We start from the raw sequence: 25,596 nt of genomic DNA, 5'->3' as shown, positions 1-25,596 counted from the left end.
CTCCCCTTAGGGTTTGTAAATCGTAAACTTGCCGTCCTTGACCGTCAGCATCTCGAAGGCGTCCAGCCCCAGCCCGCCATGGTCTTTGGGCGAAAAGCTGAACGTGCCGGTCACGCCCACAAAGTTTTTCAATTTTTCAATGGCGTCGCGGACTTTGGCCGGCTCCGTGCTTTTGGCCTGGCGCACGCCTTCCACCACAATCAACAAGGCGTCATGAGCATACCCCCCAAACGCGCTGGCCTCTTCTTTGAACTGGGCCTCATATTCCTTGAGATACGCCGTTAACACAGCTTTTTGCGGGTGGGAATCCGGAAGCTCATGCGCCACCAGCAACCGGCTGGCCGGGAAGAGAATGCCCTCGGCGGCCACTCCGGCTTGTTCCACGTATTTGCGGTTGCCAAAACCGTGGCTTTGATAGAGCGGCACATTCAGCCCGATTTGCCGCATGTTTTTTGCCACAATGGATTGCGCCGGCACAATGCTCCAGTTCACCACCGCTTGCACGCCGGAGGCGCTCTTGACCTTGGTCAGGATGTCCGTCAAATCCGTGGCCTGCCGGTCATAGACTTCATTGGCCACGATTTGCAGGCCGGCGGCCTTGGCGGCATCTTCCAACTGCTTTTTGCCTGCCACCCCGAAGCCATCGTTGCCGGTCAGGATGGCGATGCGGCTGATGTTTTTTTCCTTCATGTGCCGGTAAATCCACGCAATGGCTGCGCTATCGTTTTGGGCGGTTTTGAAAACATATTTGGCCACGGGATTCACAATGACCTCGGCGGCTGCGCAGGAGATGAGCAGCGTCTGGTTTTCCTCGCACAGGTTTTTGATTTGCATGGTTTCGCCGCTGGTGGAGGGCCCGATGATGGCCAGCACGCGCTCTTCCTCAATAAGCTGCCGTGCCAGGGCCACCGCCTTCTCCGGGCTGCCGGCGGTGTCTTTAATGAGGAGCTGGATTTTGCGACCGTCCACCCCGCCGGCTGCATTGATTTTGTCGGCCACCATTTGGGCAGTTTTGGCTTCGGGCGCCCCTAGAAAAGCAGCAGGCCCGGTGACGGAAAAGAGGGCCCCGATTTTTATAACATTATCCCCTGGAGCGGCAGCCAGAGGATTCAGAGAGAGGGCGGCCAGGCCGAGGCCACAGAGCGCGGAGGCCAGCAAGCGGCTAATCATGTTCATAAGTATTATTTATTGATGAATTGGACAAGGCAAAATAACCTAATCCATCACCGCTTCTTGTATCGGCCTTGTTGCCCGGCGTCAAGCGAGAGTGCTGCGGAAAAATCGGCGGCGGTTTCACGCCGGTTGGGGCGGGCCTGGAGATGCCACGGCGGGCACCCCGGGGATTACGGGGCGGCGACACCACTGACCAGCATTTCGGAAACCTTGATGGGTAGTTCCGGCAAATCATCCTGCCACATCAGGCAGCCGCCGTAGTGGCGGGCCTTTTGTTCCTGGCTGCGAATGATGTCCGCTGCGCCGGGGCGGTTGAATTCGTCACGATGCCGATGGACATAAAGCACCCATTGTCCAAACAGGCGACCGATTTGGCGGGTGCGGGCGTATTGTTCCTCAATCAAGTCGCCCAGCTCATTTAATTCCACGCTGCTCTTGCATTCCAGCACGAGAAAGCGTCCATCCGAGGCCATCATGAGGTCCAGCTCCACGATGCGCCCGGTTTCGCCGGGATTGAGCACCACATGCCAGGCCACATCGTCCACCGCGCTGCGGGATTTGATTTGGTCCCAGAGAAACACCTCGATGAAAGTGCCGCGCAGGAAGGCGGCATTTTGCTTTTGGGGGGATTGCAAATAAAAGGGATGTAGCAGGGTTTCTGGCGAGAGGAAATATTCCCGGGAGTTGGCCGCAGGTTGAATCAAGCGGGCCTGGATGAGCGCATGCAGAAAGTTGCCATCGAGCGCGCGGGGACGGTAGGACTGGTTTTCGGCTTCGGCCAGTCGGTAAAGGTCCGTGCGCTCCAGCGAATTGGTATCGAGAATGAAGGTGGCGGCGCGCACCAGCGCTGGGTCCGGCGTGCAACGCTGGCGAAAACTGGCCAGCGTATCCGCCCCTTCCACCCGATGGCCGCCGGCGGACAGATAAACCAGCACATTGAGATTCAGACGGGCGGAGTCAATCAAATCGGTGTAGCGGTTTTGCGATCCCAGGTCTTCAAACAAGATCTCCCGAGAGGCGGTGTTGACATAGAGAGCATGAAGTTGCATTTCCTCGGCAAGGCGCCGGGCGGCATAGCTCATGATTTTTGTGCCGCCGGTCCAGTTGATGCAAATTTGGGGGTGCTCGGCAATGACTCTGCGCAGCGTGCGAAAACAGTCGGCCACGTCATAGGGCAGGACCGCGACTTCCGGCAAGAAACGCGCCGGGGAGCCGGCTGCGCGCAAGGCGCGTTCAAAACATTCGATTTGGTTGACCGTTTGGCGGGTGACCACGGGCAGCACGGCTTCACTGCGGGCGTGCAGCACGCCGATGACATTCGGCATGATTTCCCCGCTCATGAGACAAAGCTGGGTACTCATAGGGGTCTCTGTTCAGGGTGTTCAACCGTGGTGCTCATGCCCTTATCTTAAAGGCAGGGGCGCGCTCTGCCAAGCCGAATCCTTAGGATTCCGGGCATTTCTTTGAGTTGGCGCCGGCGGGATTCGGCCCGGAAGCACCGCCTTCCTGCAGCCGTTGGCGTACCCAGTTCATGGCCTCTTCGTAATTGTTCAACTCGTCGTGCAACTGCTTGTCGCGGACTTCGCGCAACAGCCGCCCCATGGCTGGGCCGGGGGACATGCCCAGGGCCAGTAAATCTTTGCCGGTTAACAGGGGGCGGGCCAGGGCAGGCTGGGCTTCAAGCTGCTGGCGCGCGGCTTGCAGGAATTCGTAGTTGGCTAAATCGCGGCCGGTGGTGGTGCAGTCCAGGCGGTGCAGTTCCAGTTCCAATGATGCTGACGGACGCAGCAGCAACCGCCGGAGGGTGCTGCGGCGCATCTGGCGTGCCTGGTGGTATTTCATGTGGGATCGCACACATTCCACCAGGATTTCTCGTTCTTCGTTGGCAAACCGCAGGCGCCGGCAGAGCGCATCGGTCATGTCGGCGCCCACGCGTTCATGGTGGTGGAAATGGCGGCGCCCGGCGGCATCCTCTTCCTGGCAGGGCGGCTTGCCGATGTCATGCAATAACACCGCCCAGGGAAGGAGCGGATTCGCATCGGCGGGAAGGGCGCGCAACATGCGCCGGACATGCTCCAAAACATCGCCTTCTGGATGGTAGAGGGGGTCTTGCTGGCAACCGGCCAGGGCGGCCACTTCGGGCAAAACTTCGCCCAATAACTGACAGCGTTCCAGCCATGCCAGCCCCCGCGCCGCGCAGCCGGGATGAAAAAGTTTCTTGAGTTCGTCCCGCACACGTTCGGCGCTGACTTTGCGGATGGCAGGCGCGAGATGGCGGACGGCCTGCAGCGTGGCCGGCTCCATGTCGAAGTCCAGTTGCGCGGCAAAACGGGCGGCGCGCAGCAGGCGCAGATGGTCCTCGGCAAACCGCTCTTCCGGCGGGCCGATGGCGCGCACCCGGCGAAGGCGCAAATCCTCCATGCCTCCCACCCAGTCGAGCAACTCGCCTTTGACGGGGTCGTAGAACAGGCCATTGATGGTGAAATCGCGGCGGCGGGCATCTTCCTGAGCGGAGGCGAAGGCCACCTGTGCGGGATGGCGGCCATCGGTGTAGTGGTTTTCGGTGCGGAAAGTGGCCACTTGGAAGGGATGCCCTTCTTCGATGACCACCATGACCCCGAACTGGCGTCCGACGGGCAGACAGCGCGGGAAAAGCGCCTCCACCTCCTCCGGGCGTGCGCTGGTGGCAAGGTCGTAGTCTTGGGGCTGGCGGCCCAGTTGCAAATCTCGCACGCATCCGCCGACCCAATAGGCGGCATGGCCGCGGGTCTGCAACCGCCGCGCAATTTCCAGCGCAATGGAGGCCAGGTCTGAAGCCATGTTGTTGCCGGGCGCATATTATGGGGAGCAAAGGTTCAATGCACCAACTCAATTCTGGCGGGCGGGGACTGATTTTTTTCAAAACAAATCCTTGAAATTGCCCGTGGCTTGCGGCGAAATCGTCAAGCTTAGATTGAGCATATATGCAATTAGGCGACATCCTGGGTGTCGAGCAAATCGTGCCAGACCTCAAGGCCACCAACCGCTGGGAGGCCATTGACGAGCTGGTGGATGTGCTCATAGCCACCGGCAAAATCCAGGCCAAGGACCGGGCGGCCATCATTGCGGCGGTGCGCAAGCGGGAAAACTCGATGAGCACCGGCATCGGTTTTGGCATTGGCATTCCTCATGCCTCCACCGATTTGCTTTTTGAGGTGGTGGGGGCTTTGGGCCGCTCCCGTAAAGGAGTGGATTTTGATGCGCTGGACAACCGCCCGGTGCATCTGGTCATGTTGTTTCTGGTGCCGCAGGGACAGTTCCAGAAACACCTGCACACCCTGGCCAACATTGCCAAGCTGTTGCACGTGCAGGAATTTCGCAACGCGCTGGTGGAAGCGCCGGACGCGGAGGCGATGCTGCGCATCATCAAGGAGCAAAGCCGCAAATAAGCGCGGTCCGGCGCGCGCTAGGGCGGCGATGCCCCCGGCTGCCGGACTGGCCGTTGCCGCGGTTTTCTCAACCCACCCTGTTATGCTGTATTTGACCCTCGAAAAACAACTGCACGCCGCGGTGCAAACCGTGCTGCCGGAAGCCGCGCTGGGCACCTTGCAGGTGCGTCCCTGCGCGGACCCCAAATTTGGCGATTACCAATGCAACTTAATGGGGCTGGCCAAACAGTTTCAACGTCCGCCCCGGCCGCTGGCCGAGCAAGTGAAGGCGCAACTGGCGGTGAGCGAATGGTGTGAGGCGGTGGAGCTGGCTGGCGCCGGGTTTCTCAATTTTCGCCTGCGTCCTGAAGCCATGGCGCGGGAATTGGAGCAGGCCGCGCAAACGGGGGCGTTGTTTTTTACCTCCGCCGAGTGTCCTCGCACGGTGGTGGTGGATTTCAGTTCCCCCAATGTGGCCAAGCCCATGCACGTGGGGCACATTCGCTCCACCATTCTGGGAGACAGTCTGGCCCGGATATTACGTTTGTTGGGGCATCGGGTAATTACGGACAATCACCTGGGCGATTGGGGCACGCAATTTGGCAAGCTCTTGTTGGGTTGGAAACAGCGCCTGACTCCCGACGCGCGGGCGCGGGCCACCATTGATGACCTGGAGCGTTTGTACAAGGAGGTCAATGCGGCTTGCGAGGCCGATCCTGCACAATTGGAGGCCGCGAAACAGGAGCTGGTGAAGTTGCAGCAGGGGGACCCGGAAAACCTGACCATCTGGCAGAAGATGATTGAGCTTTCGCGGGCCGAATTTGACGCCATTTACCAGCGGCTGGGCGTGCGCTTTGATTACACCTTGGGCGAGAGTTATTATAATCCCTTTCTGAAACAGGTGGTGCAGGATTTGTTGCGGCGGGGGATTGCCCGGGAAAGCGATGGCGCGGTTTGTGTGTTTTCCGACGGCCAATGCCCCCCCAAAGAAGACCCTTTCCTAATTCAACGCGACGGCCAATGGGTGCCCAATCCCTGCCTCATCCTCAAGAGCGACGGCGCGGCCAACTACGCCACGACGGACCTGGCCACCCTGGACTACCGATGGCGCACCTGGCGGCCGGATGAAATCATCTATGTCACCGATGGCCGCCAGCAATTGCACTTCCGGCAGGTGTTTGCCGTGTTTGCCCGCTGGCAGCCCGAGGCCGCCGCCCATTTGCGGCTGGCCCATGTGTGGTTTGGTTCGATTCTGGGGGAGGATGGCAAGCCCTTCAAAACCCGCAGCGGCGAGACCATCCGCTTGAGTGAACTTTTGGACGAGGCTGAGGAGCGCGCCCTGGCGGTGGTGAACCAGAAGAACCCTGAACTGCCGGAAGAAGAGCGGCGCCGCATCGCGCGGGTGGTGGGCATTGGCGCGGTTAAATACGCCGATTTGCTGCCCAACCGCCAGAGCGATTATGTGTTCAGTTGGGAGAAAATGCTTTCGTTGCAAGGCAACTCCGCGGTGTATTTGCTCTATGCCTATGCGCGGATTCGCAGCATTTTCCGCAAAGGCGTGGAGCAGGGGGTGAGTCTGGAAACCGAGGCCCCTGTGCAGGTGACCACGGCCGAAGAAAGGGCTTTGGGACGGCATTTATTGAACTTTGGCCTGGTGTTGCGCATCGCGGCGGAAGAATATCGGCCCAATTACCTGTGCAATTATTTGTACGAGCTGGCGGGACTGTTTGCCCGTTTCTTCGAGCAATGCCCCGTGCTCAAGAGCGAGCCGGCGGTGCGGGCCTCCCGTTTAAAACTTTGCGATTTGACGGCCCGGGTGCTCAAGCAGGGGCTGGAGGTGCTGGGAATTGAGACGTTGGAGCAAATTTAAGGGGCCTGGCGGAAAAACCTGAACCGGCCTAAGGAATGGTGGCGCAGGGCAGGGGTGGGGGGGCAAGGCATTTTATTCAAGGCAGGGAGCATCGGCTTTCCCCTAACTGGTTTCCTGGCTGGGATGGAGGCCAAACTGCGTGAGTTTTTCGCGCAGGGTGAGACGGGAAATGCCCAACCAGCGGGCGGCTTTGGCTTGATTTCCCTGGGCTAGTTTGATCGCCTGCCCGAGCAACTCCTTTTCCGCGGTGGTAATCAACTTCTCGTAAGCATCCTCCAACTCGCCTCGCTGGGCGGCCGTGAGCAGCTCCAGCGCCAATTCGCGGAGGGATTGGGTATTGTTGTCGCCGGCGGGGCGGCCCACGGTCACGGCGCGGACATGGTCCAGGCTGATGGGGTAGCCGGAGGCCAGAAGCAGGGCTTTGCGCACAACATTCTCCAATTCGCGTACATTGCCCGGCCAGGGCTGGTTTTGCAGAAAGTCCAGGGCTTCCGGTTGAATCAGAGGTTCCGGGCAGCCCAGTTCCGGCCCCAGGCGGCGGAGGAAATATCCCACCAGGACCGGGATGTCCTCACGGCGTTCGCGCAAGGGCGGCAGCGAAATCACCACCACACTGAGCCGGTAAAATAAATCCTCGCGAAACAACCGCTCCCGCATGGCGGCCTCCAGGTCCCGGTTGGTGGCGGCAATGACGCGCACATCCACTGGAATGGTTTCGCGTCCGCCGAGGCGCTGAATGGCTTTTTCCTGGAGTACCCGCAGCAATTTAACCTGGGTGCCGGGGCTCATGTCGCCGATTTCATCCAGAAAAATAGTGCCACCGTTGGCTTGCTCAAAGCGGCCGATGCGCCGGGCTTCGGCACCGGTGAACGCGCCGCGCTCATGTCCAAACAATTCGCTTTCCAGCAGGGTTTCCGGGATTGCGGCGCAATTGATGGCAATGAAGGGACCTTTGGCCCGGTCGCTGTACTGGTAGATGGCGCGGGCAATCAATTCCTTGCCCGTCCCGGTTTCGCCGCGAATAAGGACACTGACCGGCTTGGCGGCGACGCGGCCGATTTCCTTGTAGATTTCGTGCATGGCGCGGCTGCGGCCAATCAAGGCCAAACGGTCAGGGGGCGCCTCTGGCCCCAGCGCCACCGGTTCGCTCACCAGCCGCGCACTGGAGACCGCCCGGGCGGTTAGGGCCAGCAGCTCCGGCATTTCAAAAGGTTTGAGCAGGTAATCAAAGGCCCCGCCTTTGGTGGCTTCAATGGCGGTTTCCGCGGTGCCGTGGGCTGTCATCAGAATAATGGGGAGCCGGGGATTAAATTCGTGCAGCCGCCGCACCAGCTCCAATCCGCCCATGCCGGGCAGGCGCAAATCGGTGATGACCGTATCAAAATGTCCGGTCCGGGCGCGCTCAAGCCCCGCATCGCCCCTCATTTCCCAAGCCACCTCATAGCCTTCGTCTCCCAATACAGACTGCAGGCCGGTGGCCAGACCGGCGTCGTCCTCAATCAACAACACCCGTGGTGGTTTCATGCGCCTTTGTGCTCTGGTAAAATGATTTTGAAGGTTGTGCCCTGCTGCGAGCGGGTTTCGTAACTTAACACCCCGCCATGTTTTTCAATGAGCCGGGCAGCTATGGACAATCCCAGCCCTGTGCCGCCTTCTTTGGTGGAATAAAAGGGATCAAACAGATGCTTCTGCACTTCTTCAGGGATGCCCGGGCCGTTGTCCTCGACTTCCAGACTGACCGCCGACTCCAATTTTCCATTGAGCGGAGCCTGCAAACGGCGGGCGCGCAGCAGGATGCGGCCGCCGGGGGCGGCTTCGGCGGCGTTTTGAACCAGATTCATCAACACCTGTTTCATCTGCTGCAGGTCCACGCGGACGTACATATCCGGGGCGTTTTCCACCTCCAGACGGACGCCATGCTTTTCAAGCTGCGGGCGCATCAGGCGCGCGATTTCCTCCAGCGGCACTTGCGCGGGCACTCGTTCCAAAACGGGGTCCGAGGGCCGGGCAAACAACAGGAAATCCTTGACGATGCGCTCCAGGCGGTTGATTTCCTGGTCAATAACGTCCGTGTCGGCCAGCTCACGGGAACCGGGCTTCAAACCTTTGCGCAAGGTGAAAAGGCGGGCCTTGATGGCGGTGAGCGGGTTGCGGATTTCATGCGCCACCCCGGCGGCCAGGACGCCCAGTGAGGCCAGCTTTTGCTGGCGTTCCAGCAAATTGCGGCTGTGGACCAATTCCTGGCGCAGGGGGGCAATCAAGTCTTTATAAACTGCACGGCTTAAAAAATAACCCGCGGTTACGAGCATCAGGAGCGCGCCAATGACCATGATATGCAGCTTGGAAAGAGTGGTGTTCAACTCGCCCAGCAGCGCCTGCTGGGCTTGGCGGTGGGCGTTGGCCAACTCGGAGGCTTTGGCGGCCATGCGCTGGGACTGGGCTTCGAAATGGCGGGTGGCGTCCGCCAGTTCAGGACCGTCAGAGCGTCCTGCCTGCATCAATTGATGCACGCGGCGCGCCGCCGCCAGGTATTCGGCATACACCTGCTCCAAATCGGTCTGGATGCGACGTTCATTGGTGGAGAGCAGTTCGTGGCGTTTGGAATACATCCAAGTTTGCAGGAAAAGATGATTTTGCTCGAATTCCTGCCAGTCTTCCGGTTGCTGGCGGGTGAGGTAGCGGAGCATCAGGTTGTTGAGCCGCATGAGCGTTTGCTGGAGACGTTCCGCAAAATAGAAGCTCTGCTGGCCCACCGTGGCAAAGCGCTCCTCCATGGTGCCAATCATGCGCCAGGCGCTCAGGGCGCCCCAAGCGATGAGCACTACCATGGCGGTAATGCCGGCAATGAAACCGCCCAAACGCCAGGACCAATTTATTTTGATGCCTGCCACAGACAGCGAAACAGCAGTTTATCGTGACACTTGCCGTTTGGCCAATCATTTACCATGCCGGTCAAAAAACCAGCCTTGGCGGTGTCCCAGCATGGCAAGGGCGCCGGGCGCATCTTTTTTAAGTAATTGCGCAGCAATATATTATAATAATTGTGGCCGAAACAAGGGTTTGGCACGCCATTGGCTGTCGCTAAAGAGGCTGGCAAGTTGTGGCGTCTTGCGATACAGTAGGCAGCGCAACTCCTTGACCTATGCATGCAAGTCATTACTTAGGAAAACATTTGGGTTGGGCCGTCCTCCTCTGGGTGGGGCTGGGCGCCACCAATTTGCCAGCACGGGAATACTACCAAGACAAGGAAGTCTGGGGCAGATTGCAGCGGGTGGATGACCGGCGCCAGATATTGGTGGTGGACCGGGGGCCGGAAAAAAAAATCTTTCGCGTCCAATGGAACCGCAAAACGCAGTTTCGTGACGCGGAGAAACGGATCCCGGTCTCCAGTTTGCGCGAAGGGCAGCGGGTGCGGATATATTACAGCGACGACCAGCGGCGGACCGGAGTCAAAGAGCCGCTGGCCAACAAAGTAATTGTCAATCCGGCCAGCACCCCCCAGTTGCGCCGCTACAACCAATAAGCGCCCCGCTCGCCGCCAGACTTGCCAGGAATGCCCCCCTCGCCGGGGCAACAGACAAATATGAGCAAGCGTATTCTGGTGGTGGATGATGACGCAGCCGTGCGGGAATCTTTGGCCCAGGTGCTGGCCATGGAAAACTACGAGCCGCTGCTCGCGGCCGATGCCCGCCAAGCGATGGAAATATTGCGGCACGAGGCTCCGGACCTGGTGTTGCTCGACATCACCATGCCCGGTAAAAACGGCTGGGACTTGTTCGAGAAAATGGAGAAGCTGTACCCGCTGGTGCCAGTAATCATCATCACTGCCAAACCCAACCAGCAGGGCCGGGCCACCGGTTATGGGGCGGATGCACTCATGGAAAAACCGCTGGATTTGCCGGTGCTCTTAAGCACCATTGAGCGGCTGCTTGCCGAAACCCCCTCCCAGCGGGTGGCGCGGCTGACCAATCCCAAATTCGTCACCCCCAGGCTGGGGCACGAGTACGTCCATTAAGCCTCAGGCACAAAGGAGGCGGTGGAGGCTGGAGGACCGCCGGCAGGGGCAAATTGGCGGAGGTACTTGACTGCGACCCGCAAGTCCTTGGGCCATTCGGCTGCAATTTCCAGCATTTGGCCACTGACGGGATGGGGCAGGGATAACTTTTCGGCATGCAAGGCCACGGTTTGGATTAAGGGCCGTTCCACTTGGCCGCGTTTAAGGCGGTAATTGGGCTTGAGCGAGGAAAGCAACAAGGGTTGTCCTCCATAAAGCGCGTCTCCGCAGATGGGCAAATGGCAATAGCGGAGATGGACCCGAATCTGGTGGGTGCGGCCGGTCAGAGGACGGCACTCCAGGAGGGTGTAGCCACGAAAGGTTTCCCGTACTTGAAAGCGCGTGAGGGCGCGTTTGCCGTTTTGGCGGTCCACGCGCCAATAACCGGTTTTGACGGGGTGCATGGCGATGGGCGCATCCACCTGCCAGGCCGGTTCCGGGGGCGTGCCTTGGACCAATGCCACATAAACTTTAAGCGGTTTTTCTGAACCAAACAGGGTGGCTAACGCGGTGAGGACGGGTTTGCTTTTGGCCAGCAGCAGAATGCCGGTGGTCTCAAAGTCCAGGCGGTGGGCATTCATCAAATACGTCAGACCACGTTCTCTGGCCCACGGTTTGTTGTCGCGAATGCCTTCGTGCAACAGGCGCATCAGATTGGGCCGGGTAGGGTCGTAGCGGTCCGGCGACGTAAGCAACCGGGCCGGTTTGGACAAGGCCAGCAGGTGTGCATCCTCGTAGAGTATTGGGATTTCCCAAAATTCCCGCGTGGGGCGCGAGGAGAGTTTAATCACGTTGTCGTTCATGGAGTGCAGATTTGGGCAAAACCGGATTTAGGGCCGCCAGTTCCTGGGCGAAGAGCTGTTGATAGACCTGCCGAATGGCCTTGCGCCATTGGCTGACCGCTTCGCGAAAGGCCGCGGGGGTGGCAAACCCGCAACGGACGGAGACGCGATAAAAAGGAGCGGGGTCCACGGGCAGCTCGGACTCCCCTTCATAGCTCCATCGGCGGAGGATGATTTCCACGCGGCGGAGCTGCCGGAAATTCTCCAGGAGAGTGTTGGCCGCGGGCTGCGGCAGGGCCTTGAGGGCTTGGAGTTGCTGCAAGGCATTTAGCGTGTTGGGGGCGTAAAGGCCATGCGCCAGACAAAGGGTCTGTGCAATGAATTCAGCGTCCATGAGGCCGCCGGCGCCGGTTTTGATGGCCAGCGCTTCTTTGCCGGCGGGGGTGCGCTCTTTTTCAATGCGCCAGCGCATGCGCACAATTTCCTGCCGCCAACCCGGCTGATAGGCGGCCAGCGGCAAGTCGGGACGGGCAAAATTGGTCAGCCGCTGCGCCAGCGCCACAAAATCCTGTCCCACCGCCCCATCTCCGGCGATAAATCGCGCCCGGCTGAGGGCTTGGATTTCCCAGAGCTGGGCGCGTTGACGGTAATAGGTTTCGTAGGCATCAAGGGTGTTGACCAGCAGCCCTTTTTCGCCATCAGGCCGCAGCCGCGCATCGGTGTGGAAAACGCTGCCATCAGCGGTTTTTTCCGAGAGCAGGGCCATGATTTCAGCGGCCAGGGGAGATAGACGGTGCAACTGGCGGGCGCCTTTGGCAGTGACAAACAAGAGGTCCAAATCGCTGCCATAGGCCAGCTCGGCGCCGCCTAGTTTGCCCAGGCCAATGATGGCGAAGGGCGGTTTTTTGAGGCGATGCCGGCGCATCACCACCTCGACGGCGTATTGCAGGCAGGCGTCCGCCAGGGCGGAGAGTTCGGCCAGGTTTTGTTCAGGGTCCGCCAGGCCAATAATTTCCCGCAAGCCGATGCGCATAAACTCCGTGGCGAAATACCGGCGCAGCCATTGGGCCTGGTCTGCATCGCCCAGGCCGTGCCGCAAATCCGCCAGGGTTTGCTCGGCGGTTTTACTGCGGCGCAGTTGGCCGCTGGCCACCAGGTCATCCACCAGGTCGGGCGTCCGAATGGCGCTTTCCGCCAGGAATTCCGAACGGTCAAACAGGAGCACCAGCATCTCGAAAAGCGAGGGTTGCCGCGTCCAGGCCTCATACAACATGGCGCGTGAACCGTAAGCGGCAATGAACGCATCCAGGCGGGCCAAGACGCGGTCTGGGTCTGACAAGGTCCGCGGGCCAAGGTTGGTGATGCGTCCTTGTTCGTCTTTGCGGGGACACCAGGTCAACAGCCGTCCCGCCAGCTCACGGGCGGAGGTTTCCGATTGCGCGGATAAATGGCCGAAGCCGGGGCCATGGAGGAATTCAGACATCCATTTCAAGGCCGCGGGCGGGTCCCGAAAACTGCACTCAGCAAGCAGTTTGAGCCAAATTTCCTCGTGCCCTTCGATGCGTGGCGGCAGCCACGGCCCGGCGGGCTTGGGGGGCGGTGTTTGGAAACGGCTCTCGTAAGCAGCCCGCACACGGTCTTTGTGGGCGCGCCATTGTTTTTCAAAAGCTGTCCAGGAAGAAAAGCCCATGAGGGCGGCCAGCCGTTTTTGCGCAGCGGGGTCTTCCGGCACGGTGTGGGTTTGGCGGTTGTTTTCCATTTGGAGGCGATGTTCTACGTTGCGCAGAAAAACATAAGCCTCCGTGAGGGCTTGGGCGTCTTCCGCCGCCAGCAGGCCATATTTCACCATCGCCTGCAGGGCAGGGAGGGTCTGTGGAATTTGGAGGAAGGGATTGCGCCCCGCATGCAAAAGCTGGGTCACCTGGGCGATAAACTCGATTTCCCGAATGCCGCCACGGCCCAGCTTCACATTGCGTTCCAACTCGCCACTGCGCACGACTTCGGCTTCTGTCCGCGCCTTCATGGCGGCGACGTCGGCGATGACCCGCTCGCTCAACATGCGCGGGTAGCGGAAGGATTGAATCATCTCCGCAAACTCGTGCGCCAGCGCGGCATCACCGGCCACGGGCCGCGCTTTGATGAGCATCATGCGCTCCCAGGTTTGCCCCCATTGGGCGTAGTAATTTTCATAACTTTCCAGGGACCGCGCCAGCGGGCCGGCTTTACCTTCCGGGCGCAGCCGCAAATCAATGCGATAAAGCTGGCCTTCCGAAGTGGCGCGGCCAACTTCAGTGACAAAGGCTTCCGCCATGCGGCAGAAAAACTGGTGATTGGAAAGGGACTGCGGGCTGGTCTGGGCATGGCGAGGCGGGGTTTTGGATACCATGCCCTCAATGGCATAGACGAAGATGACGTCCACATCCGAACTGTAATTCAGTTCCTGCCCCCCCAGTTTGCCCAGCCCCAGGACACACCACGGGGTACGCTCCCATTGCCCCTGCGGGTTCACATGCCACGGCTCGCCGTAGCGGCGGCTCATTTGCTCATAAACCACCCTGCCCACCGTGGAGAGGCAAACATCGGCCACGTCGGATAGTTCGCGAATGATACTGGTGGCTGGCGCCAGCCCGGCCAGGTCCCGCGTGGCAATCCGCAACATCTGGCGCTGTTTGAACTGCCGCAACTGGCGCAACGCGCCCGCGTAATCCTGATTTGCCAGGGCCCCGGTCAGCCAGGCTTGCACTTCCTGTCGCAACCCTGACACGGGACGCGGATGCGAAAGCGCTTCCACATCCAACAAATCGGCCAGGGATTCGGGATGGGCTTGCAGCCATTCGCTGAGCGCCTGGGAGCCGCTAAAGAGGGCGCATAAAACGCGCTGGGCTTCCGGACGGGCTTGCTCCAACAGCGCGCGCGCGCTGGTTTGCGACAGCGCGTGGTAATACTGCCTGGCCCGTTCGGGGACGGGCGCCTTTTTGATTGCAGCAATCCATGAGGCGCGGCTCATGGACTCATTAAACGTTAAAAAGCGCCGGGCTGAAAGCCTGAAACAGCGCGTGGCCGCCCTCAATAATCAAGATTAGGGTATGGTTTATTGCGGCAGTTTTTGTGGGGATGGGTCTTTTTCCTTGTATGCCGCCCGGCAGCGGCTCCGGTGGCGGAGCAGGTGGCATAACCGTTGACGTGAGGCTTTGCTCCCGTTACAACCATCCGAGCGATGCATGAAACGCAATAAAGCAAAGGCACCTCGATATCGTCGCATCCTGCTCAAGCTTTCCGGTGAAGCCATGGGCGGCAAGGATGGTTATGGCATCAACCCGCAAGCCATTAAAGAGCTGGCCGCACAAATTGGCGAAGTGCGCCAGTTGGGCGTACAGGTGGTGATTGTCATTGGCGGAGGCAACATTTTCCGCGGCCTGCAAGGCAGCGAACAGGGCATTGAACGGGCCACGGGGGATTACATGGGCATGCTGGCCACCATCATCAACGCTCTGGCCTTGCAGGATGCGCTGGAAAAACAGGGCATCCCCACGCGGGTGCAGAGCGCTCTCAATGTGATGCAGGTGGCCGAGGCGTTCATCCGCCGCCGCGCGGTGCGCCATTTGGAGAAGGGCCGGGTGGTGATTTTCAGCGGCGGCACGGGCAATCCCTACTTTTCCACCGATACCGCCGCGGCGCTGCGCGCCAACGAAATTGGGGCCGAGGTGTTGCTCAAGGCCACCAAGGTGGACGGGATTTATGACAGTGACCCGCGCAAAAATCCGCAGGCCAAACGCTATGACCAAATTACTTATCTGGAGGCGTTGCAACGGCGGCTGCAGGTGATGGACTCGACGGCTTTTTCGCTTTGCATGGACAATCGCATGCCCATCATCGTGTTTGATTTGTTCAAGCCGCATAATTTGCGCCGGGTGGTTATGGGGGAAAAAGTGGGTACCTTGGTGACGGGGTAGGGACGGTTGCCAAGTGGAGTCTCATGCTGCAAGGATTGGCAGCGAAAACAGGGTACGCACTGAAACACCCACCTGGAGGTTCGCCTCCCCGTCGGCTTCGCCAGCCAAGGCGCCCATGTCCATATCGGCTTCATGCCTGAACTGCCCGAAGTTGAAGTCCTGAAACGGCATCTGGCCTCGTTATTGCCGGGCCGGGTCATCCGGCAGGTTCAAGTTTTTCAGGCCAAAGTCATCCGTCCCCACGGCTTGGTTGAATTTGACCGGCTTTTGCGGGGAGCGCGTTTTGAGCAGGTCGAGCGTCGGGGGAAATATCTCCTTTTTTCACTGCGCTCGCCGGGCGGCAATCCGGTGCTTTTGGTGGGCCACTTGGGGATGACGGGCCGCATGTACCTGACCGGCCGGCAAGCCGGGCTGCCCGACCACGCAGTAGTGTGCATGCTCCTTGACCACGCGCGGCTGGTTTATGAGGACCCGCGGCGTTTCGGACGTTTAAGCCTTGACTCCACCCCTTTGGCGCGGCTGGGGCCGGAGCCGCTGGAGAGCCAGTTTACGGCTCGAGTTTTGCAGCAAAAACTGGCCGGCAGCCGGCAGGCCATCAAGGTGCGCTTGATGGATCAACAAGTGGTGGCAGGGGTGGGCAACATTTATGCCAGCGAAGCACTCTGGCGCGCCGGTATTTCCCCCCGCAAAGCGGCCGGCCGCTTGAGCGGAAAGGAATGCCAGAAATTGTGGCGCTGTTTACGGGCAGTCTTGCGCGAGGCCATTGGTTGGGGCAGCACCATTCCGCTGGACTTTGCGGGGCGGGAGCGGGGTGAAAAATTGTTTTACTTCGGCGTGCAACGCGCTGCCTCGGGGTATTACCATGAGCGGCTCCGGGTTTATGACCGCCACGGCCAGCCTTGTCGGCGTTGTGGCGCCCGCATTCGCCGCATGGAGCAAGGTGGGCGCAGCACTTTTTACTGCCCGGTTTGCCAACGATGACTCGGTGGGGATGGTCAGGGTTTGAGGCGCGGCGGGAGGGCGGCCGGCGGCGTGGGCGTGGCAGGGGCCTGGGGACGGGCCGGCGGGCGATTGGTGCGAAAAGCAGAACGCAGCAGCCAGTGGCGGCGCAACCCTTGGATGAATTGGTCCGTGTTGCGAATGAGATCGGAGATGTCGCTTAGGATGTTGGTATTGGCCTCGACCTGACGGTTCAAGTTGCTGGTCATCAGGGCCAGGTTTTCCAGGGTAAGATTCACATGATCAATCAAGGCCTCCAGATTGGTGTCGGTGTTGCCAATGGCCGTATTGGCTGTATCCAAGGTCGTGCTGGCGGAGCGCAGGACCGTCAACAGCTCGCGGTGTATGTTGGTAGGCAGGAGCCACTCACCCAGGCTGCCCTGGGGTTGGGCCAGCGTTTCTGAGATGCGCGCCAGATTGGTGAACATGGGGCGCAAATCGCGCACCGCCTGCTGCAGCTCCGCCGTCAGTTCGCCGGCATGGGTGACGGCGGGGCGGGTGTTGGTGAGGAGCGAGCCCAGCTCGGCGGTGGCACGCACGGCGTTGTCCAAGGCCTGGGCCAACTGATTGGTCAAGGTCAGGAAACTGGGCAGGGCGCGCTCTGCCTGGGTGATGATGCGCTCCAGGCGCTCCGTCAAGGCAGGCGATTCCTCCGGCTCAATAAATATGTCTTTGTCTTTGTCATAAGGCACGTAAAAGCGGTTGGGTTGTTCCCGATGGATGGCCTGCACCACCAGCGCCGCCATTTCCTCCGGCGATTCCACGTAGCCCTTGGCACTGTACTCCCAGGGGCTGGCGGAAACTTTTTGGATGAAAGCGTGAATCTCCTTTTCTTCCGTGGAGGGGGCATTGGTGGTGCCCAGGGATGCGGCCACTTTGGCGGTAAATTTTTTCACCGCCGCCACGTCCAGGCGTCCAGCAATGGGGCTGCGCGGGTCTGCCGGATTGGCCAGGCGCAACAGGGGAATGCCCGTCTGACCCTTGGTGATTTCCAATCCGCGATTTCCTAAAAAATCAGTGGGAACAACCTTGGCACGGGAGTCACTCCACAAATAGCCGCAGTAGTGATTGGCATCCCGGCGCACCACAAAGAAAATGGTAATATTGCCGTACTGGAAATTGGGATCATTGGGCACCACACGGGTGACCTCGCCGATGGGAAAGCCCATCAGACGCACCGGGTCCCCGGGTTTCAGCCCCGTGGCGGTGTTTACAAAGGTGGAAAAGAGCACTTTTTCCTGAAACCAGCCTTTGCGCTGGGCGGTATGCACAACGTAATAGACAAACCCCGCCACCAGCAGCATAGCGGCCAGCAGCACAAACCAGCCCACCACGCTTTCCAGGCGGCTCAGGCGCGTGCGCAGTTGTGGTGTCAAGTCCTGCAAGGGCATAACACGATGCTCAAGGGTGATTTACCCGCTTTCCGGATGCGAGGCGAGCAAATGATGCGCGGCCAGCCAGGCGCGGCACTCTTCACCGCTCGCAAAAGTCACCAGATGCCGTTGGTGAACTGCAGCCAGTTGCGTAAAATGCCCCAGCCACGGCTCTGCTTCATCAGCCGCCAACACCAGCGCTTCCACGCCGGGAGAGTATTGGGGCAGTTCGGCCAATTTCGTTTGCCACCATTGACGTTCCCGCGCATCGGCTCCCCGCCAGGGATGATCCAGCAGCAGCAGCCGGGGGCGCAGGGCCAGCGCGCGCGCCAGGCCCGCTCGTGGCAGCCATGGCCGCGGCAGGAGCACGGGAGTGTTTTCCGCCTGGGAGCTCAGTTCCAACCATTCCAAGAGTGGTTGGATTTCCTGCACAGCCTCAGGCCAGGAGCGTGATTGATGATACACCAGGGGCAGGGCGACGTTTTGCGCGACGGTCAAGTCTGGAAATAGACGGCCGCCACCTTCAAAGACCAGCCCCACCTGCCTGCGGAACGGCAACAGTTCCTGCTCCCGCAAATTCCCCAGGGCGCAGCTCATTAAACAAACTTCCCCGCGCAGGGGACGTTGAATGCCAGCCGCAGTGAGAAGGAGGGCGGATTTGCCGGCCCCGGATGGGCTGAAGAGCAGCCAGCGGTCGCCCGGGTGGATGCGCCAATTCACTTCCTGCAACAGCGCCACGGCGGGGGCGCGCGGCGCGGCGACGTCCACCTCGCGCAATTCGCAAAGCGCAGGGGTGGGCGATAGGGTCTGGGCGGGCATAACCTTGCATCAACTGGCCAGAAAGACCACCATGAACAGGACGTCCAGCGCCACGATGCCCAACAATCCATGTACGGTGGCCCGGACGGTGGCCTGGGAAACATCTTCGAGGCTTAAAGGGCGTGCCAGCCCTTGGTAACAAGTGGTGACCGCAATGAGCACCCCAAAAAGCAGGGCTTTGATGCCTACCAGCACAAAATCCAGGGCTTGCAAGGCACCCGCCAATTGCGCGAGGTAATCTGAGGGAGTCAGCGGCACGTCCTGGAGAAAGGCGAAGACATAACCGCAGGCCAGGGCGGCGACAATCAAGTAGATGCTCAAGGTGAACGCGCCCAGAATCATGCCAGCCATGCGCGGCGCCACCAGGTAATGAATGGGATCAATGCTCAGGGATTCCAGCACCTCCACCTCCCCCAGTGCGCGGGCGGTACCCAATTCGATGACCGTGGCCGTGCCAACCCGCAAGAGAATCAACAAGGCGGCCGCCAAGGGCCCCAGCTCGCGCACGACCACACTGACCATGATGGTGCCGGCGAAGTCTTGCGCGCCCACCCGGCTCAACAAGACCACACTCTGGCCGATAACCACAAAGCCCAAGGCCATCGCCAAGAACAGGGCCATGGGCAGAAGCCGCACGCCGGCGCGATAGAGGTGGCGGCGCATCAGCGGGCGCATCAACGGCCGGGCGACGGCGCTTTTGGTGACCAATACGCCCAAGGTAATCAACCCAAAGGCCAGCAAACCGCGGACAGTGCCCATGGCTTGGCACAACCGATGCCCAATGGCCCCCGCCAAACTTGCATGGTTCCCCTCGCTGGCTGAAGCAAAAATTCTCATAATCCCTTGGCATCTGCAGCGACACAGCCTGGTGGCTGCCACCGCGGGGCCATCGCCGGGCTTATGGTTTGGCGGCAGGCGCAACCGGGGCGGGGACGGGGGAATCTGGCGGCCATAGAAATGATTTGCGTTCTCCGAGTAGTTGGTTGCCGTCCCACAAGGTCACGCGCCACGCGGATATTTCCCCCAGATTTTTGTAATCCTCGCCGCGGACCGCCACGGAGGCCCATCGCCCCAGGAAGGTGGTTTTCTTGACCTCCATTTCCAACACTTTGGTCTGGGGCTGGCCGCCCTTCATGGCCCGCAATTCCACCCGCACCCGGGGCTGGCTGGCATTGGCCACGCGGTATTGGATGTCAAACCGCAGGCCGGAACGTTCCTCCGGCTTCTCCCGCAAATAAGCCTGGTAGGCGTCACGGTCATATAAACTGGGGCTGAGCGAATGCCGGCCTTTCAAATCCAGGTAATGGGGCAGCACCTTGAGCAATTTGCCGGAGGCTGCGTCCACGTGACCTGCGGCCCCCAGCCAGGCCAGTAAAACAACCCATTGCAGGTAATGCTTCATGCCCAAAAGCATAATGCCCGGCAGGGCCGGGCAAAAGCCTAAATAATACAATAGCCTCCCATGACGCGGCGAAGGCCCGATGGGGTGGCCGGCCGGTTATTCCACGGCCTTTTTATGCTGCCGGGACACGCGCAGCCACGTTAAAAACAAAAAGGGCGCGCGATGCCCGGAAAACCCCGCCACCAGTTCCATCCCGTTGCGGGGGGCGCGGCGCATCTGGAAAAAACGCCGGGCCGCCGATTCGGCAACTGAACCGGGCAGCGGTTGCAGACTGGGTTTTTGGCTTCGCATTACGCCTCAATATCGCACTAAAATGTGTCCGCGCAATGGCAGTACGGTAAAAAAATGCTGAAAAAGTGACTTTAAGCGAAATGCGGCAGTTGCTGGACCGGGAGGGGATTCGCTTGACCCGCTCCTTGGGACAAAATTTTTTGCACGATGGCAATCAACTGACGCGCATTGTGGTGGCAGCGCAGTTGGAGCCGGGCGACCAGGTGTTGGAGATTGGCCCCGGGCTGGGGGCGCTGACCGACTACTTGGTGCGCCGCCCTCTGAAAGTTCTGGCGATTGAAGTGGACCGCCGGTTGTTTGAGGTGCTGCGCCAGCGGTTGGGGGGCTGCCCCAACCTGACTCTGGTGCTGGCGGACGCCCTCGAATACCTGCGCACCGAACCGCGCGACTGGCGGCCGTGGAAACTGGTTTCCAATTTGCCATACTCAGTGGCCTCGCCCATCTTGGTGGAGCTGGCCCTGAATCCGCGGGGGCCGCGCCTGATGACGGTGACTTTGCAATGGGAAGTGGCGCAACGTTTGCTGGCGCGCCCGGGCAGCCCTGATTACGGCGTGCTTACCCTTTTGATACAACTGGATTACGAGGCGCAGGATTGGTTTAAGATTCCGGCCGCGTGTTTTTTCCCGGTGCCGGAGGTGGATTCTGCATGTATCACCCTGGTGCGGCGTTCCACCCCTCTACTGGAGGAATGTTATCGTCAGGCTTTTGTCCGGTTGGTTAAACAAGGCTTTTCCCAGCGGCGCAAAATGCTGCGCAAACTGCTCAAGGCCATCCGGCCGGAAGACGAAGTGGACGCGGCACTGGCGGCTCTGGGGCTGCTTCCCACCGTGCGGGGGGAAGAGTTGTCGCTGGAACAATGGGTGGGGTTGACGCGCTTGTTGGGAGTGGCTCATGTTTAATCTTCAATTCAACGAAATCACACCCGATTCGCTCGAGGCGGCCATTCCCTTGCTGCTCCTGTTGCTCGCTTTTAATGGCGTGGCTACGGGCATGGCACTGACCTACGCTTTTTATGCCCGGCAGCCGCATATTTTCCAGAAAGGCAGCGATGGGCGGCTGCCCTTTTTCTCTTGGGTGCTCTTCTGGCCGTACTTCCTCTACAACTACGCCGTATTGCTGGCCTGGCGCTTTTTCTCGCGTGAACCGGCCTTTGCCGAGGTGGAACCGGGCCTGTATTGGGGACGCCGCCTGTGCTGGGATGAACGGCGTCGCATCGCGCACTTGGAGCCGTTGGCGGTGCTCGATCTCACGGCCGAGTACGCTGAACCGGAGTTCATGCGCGAACAGGGGGAATACCTGCGGCTGCCCATCTTGGACATGACCCCTCCCCGGCATCGTGATTTTGAACGTGCCCTCCAATTCATTCGCGACCACTGCCAACGGCAGCATGTTTATGTTCACTGTGCCTTGGGGCATGGACGCGCCGCCGCCATATTGGCCGCCTACCTGGTGCAACAAGGCCGCTGCGCCAACGTGGCGGAGGCGGAAGCCTGGTTGCGGGCCCGGCGGCCTGGTGTGCGTTTGACCCGGGCTCAACGCAAAGCCGTTGCGCGCTTTCTGCAGCATTGCCACAACCGGCAACCCACATGAGGAGTCCTTTGACCAAACTTTTAGTAGGGCTGCTGGCACTGGCCTCAGCGGGGATGAAGACGATTGCCGCCAGTTCCTCCGCTCCGGCCTTCTCTGCCCTGGTACAGGTGTTTTCCAACGGTGTGGTGGAATGTCCCACCGGCGCTTTTTCCGGCGGTCATGCCACTACGGGCGTTGCGGTGCGTTTTGACTTTGGCTTGCCACCGGCGCTTCCCGCGCGGCGTTTTCTTCTCGACAACCTTCCCATCCTGCAGACCGAATGGGAATATCGGGGAGTCCGCTACACCCAGCGGGTTTTGGTAACCCGCCTCGGTGAAGGGCCATTGGACGGCATGAGCGAAGACGCCGTCCTAGGCGTGCAAATTGCCGGGGAAAGCTTGGTACAGGAATATACCAACGCCTCCGCCAGTTTGTCCCTAAAGGTGGGCAGAGACCCATGGCCATTGGAGCTGCGCGGGGGGTGGATTTATTGCCCTGGTCAGGCGCCATTGCTTCCGCTGGCCTTTCTGGACATCCCCTCGGTGGGCATCGTCAAAACCAATGGCCTGCGACTGGAGTTTGAAGGGCACATGCCGCCCGCCAATTCCGGCGCCATGACACTGTGGGTGCCGCGCCAGCAGTTGGCCCCAGGCCCGGTCAGGGAGCGCTTGTTGGACTTGGATTTTGGCGAAACGTTGAACAAAGTCCGCGATTTTTGGCGGCGTCCGGAGGCACGAAAAATCCGCCCGCCGCTGGGCTGGGGAGATGCCCCCTCCGGTACAGGGGGCGGAAAACAACCCTGACGGGCAAAAATTGCGGGCTGGCCGCCCAATTACAACTCTTTGATGCGGATATTCCGGAACTCCACCTTCATTTTCACTTTGGGATGGATTTGCAGGCCGATGGGAGCGGCACCGGCATATTTCTCATTGGTGTATTCGGTGACTTGGTGGCCGTTGAGCCATACGGTGAAGGTGTTGCCCTTGGCCTGCAGCCGGATGTTGTTCCATTGGCCGGGCTTTAGGTATTTGTCCACATCCTTGGCCTGGCCGGCCACGGGATACCGCTCTGCGCCGCCTGTATAAAAGCTGCAGGTCATGTCCCGTTTAAGTGAACTGGAAATGCCGATTTGCATCTGCAACTCCGGCTTCCGTACCATGTACCCCGAGTCAATGTCGCCTTCCCAGCGGACGTCTGCTTCAAAAATAAAATCCTGATAACTTTTCTCGGTGTACAACATGCTGCCTTTGAGGGTTTCGTCATTTTCGCCCACCAACACCCCTTCCACCACCTTCCAGAAGACGTTGCTGGCCGGCACTTTCCAGCCGGTCAGGTCCTTGCCGTTGAAGAGGGTAACCCAATCGCCGGCTGCGTGCATTTTAAGGCCGGACATCATCAGGCAGGCCAGGGTGATTGCCAGGGTTAGGGCACTTTTGCGTGGTAAAGACATGGGTTTCATAAATTTACGCATGAAATCTTACCATGATTGGACTGTCTTGGGCAGTCTTTTCTTCAAGGAGGCGCAAATCGCATTTACAAAAAGCCTCAATTTTGGTTTACTCAAGGCGTCCTAATAGCCATAGCCCTATGTACCGCCCATGCCTTGCCTCCCTTGGCGCGAACTGGTTGGCCTTGATGCTTTGCGCGGCCGGCTTTCTGCCCGCCCAGTCTCCCCAGTTTGCCCGCCCGCGGTGGAACGCCGAAGCTGAATTGCAGTTGGAATTGCAGGCGGCCAATGGCCAGCGTTATCAGTTGCAATGGTCCACCAACCTGGTGGACTGGCGCGGCCTTGCCACAGCCGCCAGCACTGGCCTGGTTCAACATGTGGATACGGCCAGCCCGTATGTGCCCCAGCGCTTTTATCGGGCGTTGCAGGCCGCCACGAACGCCCTGACGGGCGATCATATCCCCACCGCACAGGGCGACGCCATCATGCGCCATTTCAATCACGCGACTTTTCTTTTGTGGTGGAATAATCTGGCCATTTATGTGGACCCTACCGCCACCACCTACGTGAGCCAGGGGTATCCCCGTGCCAACTTAATTTTCGTCACCCATGAACATAATGACCACTACAACCTGAACGCGCTCAATACCCTGACCAACGCCCAAACCGTTCTGGTGGTGTCCTCAAGTGTTTATGCTTTATTGGTTTCCGCTGCCAGCCCCTTGACCAATCGCTCGGTGCGTTTGTTGAATGGACAGAGCACCGAACAGATGGGCGTGCATGTCGAGGCCGTCCCTGCCACTAATGATCGTCACCCGTTGGGTGCAGGAAATGGATACATTGTGACTTTAGGAGGCACACGCCTTTATATTAGCGGTGACACCAGCGCCAGCATTGACCGAAGCCGGATAACTAACATTGACGTGGCTTTCGTTTGTTGTGATGGCCGGTACAACATGGGACCGCCGGAGGCCGCTCAGTTTGTGCGGGCCATCCGCCCGAAGGTGGTATATCCCTACCATTACAACCAAGCCAATCCTGCCGCATTCAAAGCGCAGGTGGGCCGCGATTTGGGCATCGAAGTGCGCTTGCGCCCGTGGGAGTGACGGCTTTTGTCCTGTCCAGCACGCATCCAGTCTCCGTGGGAACCCTTGGTGGCATGGTTGCTTGCTGGGTCAGCCGTCACTCTAACGAAGCGCTTCTGGCACCAGAGCTTCCTCCACGAACGCGGCGGAGTCGTTTTTCGTGCTCCCAAGCCGTTTGGGATGACTAGATGGTCAAAATGCGCTTGCGCCTGCCGTGGGTGGCGGTTAGGTTTTCCTCGCGGCAGGCGCCCCTGAATTCGCCCCGCACTGGTTCAATCGCATGAGCATGGGCAACACCACAGAATTCGGCTACAACTCCAAAATCGAAGGCGGCGTAATTCACACCCGCCTCGAAGCGGCGTTGAATTGGTGCCGCAAAAACAGCCTCTGGCCCATGCCGATGGGGCTGGCCTGCTGCGCGATTGAACTGATGGCCACGGGGGCCAGTCGCTTTGATATTTCCCGCTTTGGCGCCGAGGTCATGCGCTTTTCGCCACGCCAGTCCGATGTCATGATTGTGGCCGGCACGGTGACCTATAAGATGGCGCTGGTGGTGAAGCGTATTTATGAGCAGATGCCCGATCCCAAATGGGTCATTGCCATGGGCGCCTGCGCCTCCACTGGCGGCATGTATCGCAGCTATGCCGTCTTGCAGGGGGTGGACCATATCATCCCGGTGGATGTTTACGTGGCGGGCTGCCCCCCGCGGCCGGAAGCTTTGTTGGACGCCCTGATTCGGCTGCAGAATAAAGTGGCCAAGGAACCCATCTTCCGTCCCCAAGCCGCATGAATGAACAACTGGCTGAGCTGGTGCGGCGTTGCCGCGAGCGATTCCCCGGCGTCTTGGGGGAGCCGCTCGAATTTCGTGGCGAAATCACGCTGGTGGTCCATGACGCCGGTCAAATTGCGGAAGTTTGCCGTTTTGCCCGGGATGAGCTGGGATTTGATTATCTCCTGGACATTTCCAGCGTGGACAACTACGGCGAAGACCCGCGCTGGACGGTGGTTTATGAGCTTTACGGGCTGAAGCACCACTGCCATTTACGGTTAAAAACCTCCGTGTCCGAGGAAAAATCCGAGCTGCCCACCGTCAGTCATCTCTGGGGGACCGCCGACTGGCACGAGCGCGAGATATACGACATGATGGGCATCCGTTTTGCGGGGCATCCTGATTTGCGCCGCATCATCATGTGGGAAGGATATCCTTATCATCCCTTGCGGAAAGATTTTCCGCTGGCAGGCAAGCCCACGGCTCTGCCGGAGGTGGCCTTCACCGAACCCGCCCCTTTGGAAGGCGGCCCCTTTGTGACCAGCCCTGGCGCGCCAGACGCCATCAGCCGCGAGCCGCGGGTCCGAGATGTGGAGTCTTGAA

At 59.8% G+C, this 25,596-nt stretch carries 25 protein-coding genes; 12 read left to right on the top strand and 13 right to left on the bottom strand.

Annotation, left to right across the window (positions count from 1 at the left end; translation table 11 throughout):
* Positions 1-6: 6 nt before the first annotated feature.
* The 3 genes from NXS98_RS06420 to NXS98_RS06410 all read right to left on the bottom strand — a co-directional run bounded on the left by NXS98_RS06420 (position 7) and on the right by NXS98_RS06410 (position 3,993).
* A complete protein-coding gene (locus NXS98_RS06420) occupies positions 7-1,176 on the bottom strand; it encodes an ABC transporter substrate-binding protein (protein ID WP_283847651.1) in 1,170 nt (389 codons plus the stop codon).
* Between the two features lie 167 nt (positions 1,177-1,343).
* Positions 1,344-2,513 (bottom strand): PDDEXK family nuclease, encoded by a 1,170-nt coding sequence (locus NXS98_RS06415; protein ID WP_283847650.1) that lies wholly within the window; start codon positions 2,511-2,513, stop codon positions 1,344-1,346.
* A gap of 103 nt (positions 2,514-2,616) precedes the next feature.
* Positions 2,617-3,993, bottom strand: a complete 1,377-nt coding sequence (locus NXS98_RS06410) for a CCA tRNA nucleotidyltransferase (protein WP_283847649.1) — start codon at positions 3,991-3,993, stop codon at positions 2,617-2,619.
* Positions 3,994-4,136: 143 nt separating this feature from the next.
* Here NXS98_RS06410 and NXS98_RS06405 point away from each other — a divergent pair, with 143 nt between their 5' ends.
* Both NXS98_RS06405 and argS read left to right on the top strand, forming a co-directional pair.
* Positions 4,137-4,601 carry a PTS sugar transporter subunit IIA gene (locus NXS98_RS06405; RefSeq protein ID WP_283847648.1) on the top strand — a complete coding sequence of 155 codons (465 nt, stop codon included), beginning with the start codon at positions 4,137-4,139 and terminating at the stop codon, positions 4,599-4,601.
* Between the two features lie 82 nt (positions 4,602-4,683).
* Positions 4,684-6,450, top strand: coding sequence for an arginine--tRNA ligase (gene argS / locus NXS98_RS06400; RefSeq protein ID WP_283847647.1), 1,767 nt, complete (start codon positions 4,684-4,686; stop codon positions 6,448-6,450).
* A gap of 102 nt (positions 6,451-6,552) precedes the next feature.
* Here argS and NXS98_RS06395 read toward each other — a convergent pair whose 3' ends face one another.
* Complete coding sequence (locus NXS98_RS06395) at positions 6,553-7,974, bottom strand: sigma-54-dependent transcriptional regulator (RefSeq protein ID WP_283847646.1); 1,422 nt, start codon at positions 7,972-7,974, stop codon at positions 6,553-6,555.
* Positions 7,971-9,308 (bottom strand): two-component system sensor histidine kinase NtrB, encoded by a 1,338-nt coding sequence (locus NXS98_RS06390; protein WP_283847645.1) that lies wholly within the window; start codon positions 9,306-9,308, stop codon positions 7,971-7,973. The genes NXS98_RS06395 and NXS98_RS06390 overlap by 4 nt, the downstream gene beginning before the upstream one ends.
* Before the next feature lie 314 nt (positions 9,309-9,622).
* Here NXS98_RS06390 and NXS98_RS06385 point away from each other — a divergent pair, with 314 nt between their 5' ends.
* The gene (locus tag NXS98_RS06385; protein ID WP_283847644.1) at positions 9,623-9,973 is read left to right on the top strand and encodes a hypothetical protein; all 351 of its coding nucleotides are present in this window, start codon (positions 9,623-9,625) and stop codon (positions 9,971-9,973) included.
* Between the two features lie 60 nt (positions 9,974-10,033).
* Complete coding sequence (locus tag NXS98_RS06380; protein ID WP_283847643.1) at positions 10,034-10,465, top strand: response regulator; 432 nt, start codon at positions 10,034-10,036, stop codon at positions 10,463-10,465.
* On the opposite strand, the gene NXS98_RS06375 is transcribed toward NXS98_RS06380, so the two are convergent.
* Both NXS98_RS06375 and glnE read right to left on the bottom strand, forming a co-directional pair.
* Positions 10,462-11,307 carry an RluA family pseudouridine synthase gene (locus NXS98_RS06375; protein ID WP_283847642.1) on the bottom strand — a complete coding sequence of 282 codons (846 nt, stop codon included), beginning with the start codon at positions 11,305-11,307 and terminating at the stop codon, positions 10,462-10,464. The genes NXS98_RS06380 and NXS98_RS06375 overlap by 4 nt on opposite strands.
* Entirely contained in the window at positions 11,288-14,293 is a 3,006-nt protein-coding gene (gene glnE / locus NXS98_RS06370; RefSeq protein ID WP_283847641.1) for a bifunctional [glutamate--ammonia ligase]-adenylyl-L-tyrosine phosphorylase/[glutamate--ammonia-ligase] adenylyltransferase, read from the bottom strand. Before glnE ends, NXS98_RS06375 begins: the two co-directional genes overlap by 20 nt.
* A 214-nt stretch (positions 14,294-14,507) precedes the next feature.
* Between glnE and pyrH the strand changes: the two genes are divergently transcribed.
* Both pyrH and mutM read left to right on the top strand, forming a co-directional pair.
* Positions 14,508-15,239: a UMP kinase gene (pyrH, locus tag NXS98_RS06365; RefSeq protein WP_283847640.1), complete on the top strand. Its 732-nt coding sequence runs from the start codon at positions 14,508-14,510 to the stop codon at positions 15,237-15,239.
* Between the two features lie 132 nt (positions 15,240-15,371).
* The gene (gene mutM / locus NXS98_RS06360; protein ID WP_283847639.1) at positions 15,372-16,220 is read left to right on the top strand and encodes a bifunctional DNA-formamidopyrimidine glycosylase/DNA-(apurinic or apyrimidinic site) lyase; all 849 of its coding nucleotides are present in this window, start codon (positions 15,372-15,374) and stop codon (positions 16,218-16,220) included.
* A gap of 14 nt (positions 16,221-16,234) precedes the next feature.
* Here mutM and NXS98_RS06355 read toward each other — a convergent pair whose 3' ends face one another.
* The 5 genes from NXS98_RS06355 to NXS98_RS06335 form a co-directional block, all read right to left on the bottom strand.
* Positions 16,235-17,629 (bottom strand): MlaD family protein, encoded by a 1,395-nt coding sequence (locus tag NXS98_RS06355; protein WP_283847638.1) that lies wholly within the window; start codon positions 17,627-17,629, stop codon positions 16,235-16,237.
* A gap of 21 nt (positions 17,630-17,650) precedes the next feature.
* On the bottom strand, positions 17,651-18,430 hold the full coding sequence (locus NXS98_RS06350; RefSeq protein WP_283847637.1) for an ATP-binding cassette domain-containing protein: 780 nt from the start codon (positions 18,428-18,430) through the stop codon (positions 17,651-17,653).
* A gap of 9 nt (positions 18,431-18,439) precedes the next feature.
* The gene (locus NXS98_RS06345; protein WP_283847636.1) at positions 18,440-19,189 is read right to left on the bottom strand and encodes an MlaE family ABC transporter permease; all 750 of its coding nucleotides are present in this window, start codon (positions 19,187-19,189) and stop codon (positions 18,440-18,442) included.
* Between the two features lie 139 nt (positions 19,190-19,328).
* On the bottom strand, positions 19,329-19,832 hold the full coding sequence (locus tag NXS98_RS06340) for a hypothetical protein (protein WP_283847635.1): 504 nt from the start codon (positions 19,830-19,832) through the stop codon (positions 19,329-19,331).
* A gap of 96 nt (positions 19,833-19,928) precedes the next feature.
* Positions 19,929-20,123 carry a hypothetical protein gene (locus NXS98_RS06335; RefSeq protein WP_283847634.1) on the bottom strand — a complete coding sequence of 65 codons (195 nt, stop codon included), beginning with the start codon at positions 20,121-20,123 and terminating at the stop codon, positions 19,929-19,931.
* A 65-nt stretch (positions 20,124-20,188) separates the two neighbouring features.
* Here NXS98_RS06335 and rsmA point away from each other — a divergent pair, with 65 nt between their 5' ends.
* The 3 genes from rsmA to NXS98_RS06320 are packed head-to-tail and all read left to right on the top strand — an operon-like array spanning position 20,189 to position 22,495.
* Positions 20,189-21,022 carry a 16S rRNA (adenine(1518)-N(6)/adenine(1519)-N(6))-dimethyltransferase RsmA gene (gene rsmA / locus NXS98_RS06330; RefSeq protein WP_283847633.1) on the top strand — a complete coding sequence of 278 codons (834 nt, stop codon included), beginning with the start codon at positions 20,189-20,191 and terminating at the stop codon, positions 21,020-21,022.
* Positions 21,015-21,713, top strand: a complete 699-nt coding sequence (locus NXS98_RS06325) for a phosphatase domain-containing protein (RefSeq protein ID WP_283847632.1) — start codon at positions 21,015-21,017, stop codon at positions 21,711-21,713. Before rsmA ends, NXS98_RS06325 begins: the two co-directional genes overlap by 8 nt.
* Before the next feature lie 8 nt (positions 21,714-21,721).
* Positions 21,722-22,495 carry a hypothetical protein gene (locus NXS98_RS06320; RefSeq protein ID WP_283847631.1) on the top strand — a complete coding sequence of 258 codons (774 nt, stop codon included), beginning with the start codon at positions 21,722-21,724 and terminating at the stop codon, positions 22,493-22,495.
* 29 nt (positions 22,496-22,524) lie between these two features.
* On the opposite strand, the gene NXS98_RS06315 is transcribed toward NXS98_RS06320, so the two are convergent.
* Positions 22,525-23,151, bottom strand: a complete 627-nt coding sequence (locus NXS98_RS06315; protein WP_283847630.1) for a 3-keto-disaccharide hydrolase — start codon at positions 23,149-23,151, stop codon at positions 22,525-22,527.
* A gap of 128 nt (positions 23,152-23,279) precedes the next feature.
* On the opposite strand from NXS98_RS06315, the gene NXS98_RS06310 reads away from it, so the two are divergent.
* From NXS98_RS06310 to NXS98_RS06300, 3 genes are all read left to right on the top strand, one after another.
* Complete coding sequence (locus NXS98_RS06310; RefSeq protein ID WP_283847629.1) at positions 23,280-24,245, top strand: MBL fold metallo-hydrolase; 966 nt, start codon at positions 23,280-23,282, stop codon at positions 24,243-24,245.
* Between the two features lie 265 nt (positions 24,246-24,510).
* A complete protein-coding gene (nuoB, locus tag NXS98_RS06305; RefSeq protein WP_283847628.1) occupies positions 24,511-25,014 on the top strand; it encodes an NADH-quinone oxidoreductase subunit NuoB in 504 nt (167 codons plus the stop codon).
* Positions 25,011-25,595 carry an NADH-quinone oxidoreductase subunit C gene (locus tag NXS98_RS06300; protein ID WP_283847627.1) on the top strand — a complete coding sequence of 195 codons (585 nt, stop codon included), beginning with the start codon at positions 25,011-25,013 and terminating at the stop codon, positions 25,593-25,595. The genes nuoB and NXS98_RS06300 overlap by 4 nt, the downstream gene beginning before the upstream one ends.
* Position 25,596 lies beyond the last annotated feature (1 nt).

This window comes from Fontisphaera persica (assembly GCF_024832785.1).
Lineage (GTDB): Bacteria > Verrucomicrobiota > Verrucomicrobiia > Limisphaerales > Fontisphaeraceae > Fontisphaera > Fontisphaera persica.
Note: the sequence above shows the minus strand (reverse complement) of the source record. Positions and strands in the feature narration are given on the sequence as shown.

Coding starts and splice junctions, on each gene's coding strand:
- NXS98_RS06315 (WP_283847630.1), bottom strand. CDS start 23,151: ATGAAACCCATGTCTTTACCACGCAAAAGTGCCCTAACCCTGGCAATC.
- NXS98_RS06405 (WP_283847648.1), top strand. CDS start 4,137: ATGCAATTAGGCGACATCCTGGGTGTCGAGCAAATCGTGCCAGACCTC.
- NXS98_RS06350 (WP_283847637.1), bottom strand. CDS start 18,430: ATGCCCGCCCAGACCCTATCGCCCACCCCTGCGCTTTGCGAATTGCGC.
- pyrH (WP_283847640.1), top strand. CDS start 14,508: ATGAAACGCAATAAAGCAAAGGCACCTCGATATCGTCGCATCCTGCTC.
- NXS98_RS06415 (WP_283847650.1), bottom strand. CDS start 2,513: ATGAGCGGGGAAATCATGCCGAATGTCATCGGCGTGCTGCACGCCCGC.
- mutM (WP_283847639.1), top strand. CDS start 15,372: ATGCCTGAACTGCCCGAAGTTGAAGTCCTGAAACGGCATCTGGCCTCG.
- glnE (WP_283847641.1), bottom strand. CDS start 14,293: ATGAGCCGCGCCTCATGGATTGCTGCAATCAAAAAGGCGCCCGTCCCC.
- NXS98_RS06375 (WP_283847642.1), bottom strand. CDS start 11,307: ATGAACGACAACGTGATTAAACTCTCCTCGCGCCCCACGCGGGAATTT.
- argS (WP_283847647.1), top strand. CDS start 4,684: ATGCTGTATTTGACCCTCGAAAAACAACTGCACGCCGCGGTGCAAACC.
- NXS98_RS06335 (WP_283847634.1), bottom strand. CDS start 20,123: ATGCGAAGCCAAAAACCCAGTCTGCAACCGCTGCCCGGTTCAGTTGCC.
- NXS98_RS06395 (WP_283847646.1), bottom strand. CDS start 7,974: ATGAAACCACCACGGGTGTTGTTGATTGAGGACGACGCCGGTCTGGCC.
- NXS98_RS06310 (WP_283847629.1), top strand. CDS start 23,280: ATGTACCGCCCATGCCTTGCCTCCCTTGGCGCGAACTGGTTGGCCTTG.
- nuoB (WP_283847628.1), top strand. CDS start 24,511: ATGGGCAACACCACAGAATTCGGCTACAACTCCAAAATCGAAGGCGGC.
- NXS98_RS06325 (WP_283847632.1), top strand. CDS start 21,015: ATGTTTAATCTTCAATTCAACGAAATCACACCCGATTCGCTCGAGGCG.
- NXS98_RS06345 (WP_283847636.1), bottom strand. CDS start 19,189: ATGGGCACTGTCCGCGGTTTGCTGGCCTTTGGGTTGATTACCTTGGGC.
- NXS98_RS06420 (WP_283847651.1), bottom strand. CDS start 1,176: ATGAACATGATTAGCCGCTTGCTGGCCTCCGCGCTCTGTGGCCTCGGC.
- NXS98_RS06355 (WP_283847638.1), bottom strand. CDS start 17,629: ATGCCCTTGCAGGACTTGACACCACAACTGCGCACGCGCCTGAGCCGC.
- NXS98_RS06410 (WP_283847649.1), bottom strand. CDS start 3,993: ATGGCTTCAGACCTGGCCTCCATTGCGCTGGAAATTGCGCGGCGGTTG.
- NXS98_RS06380 (WP_283847643.1), top strand. CDS start 10,034: ATGAGCAAGCGTATTCTGGTGGTGGATGATGACGCAGCCGTGCGGGAA.
- NXS98_RS06340 (WP_283847635.1), bottom strand. CDS start 19,832: ATGAAGCATTACCTGCAATGGGTTGTTTTACTGGCCTGGCTGGGGGCC.
- NXS98_RS06300 (WP_283847627.1), top strand. CDS start 25,011: ATGAATGAACAACTGGCTGAGCTGGTGCGGCGTTGCCGCGAGCGATTC.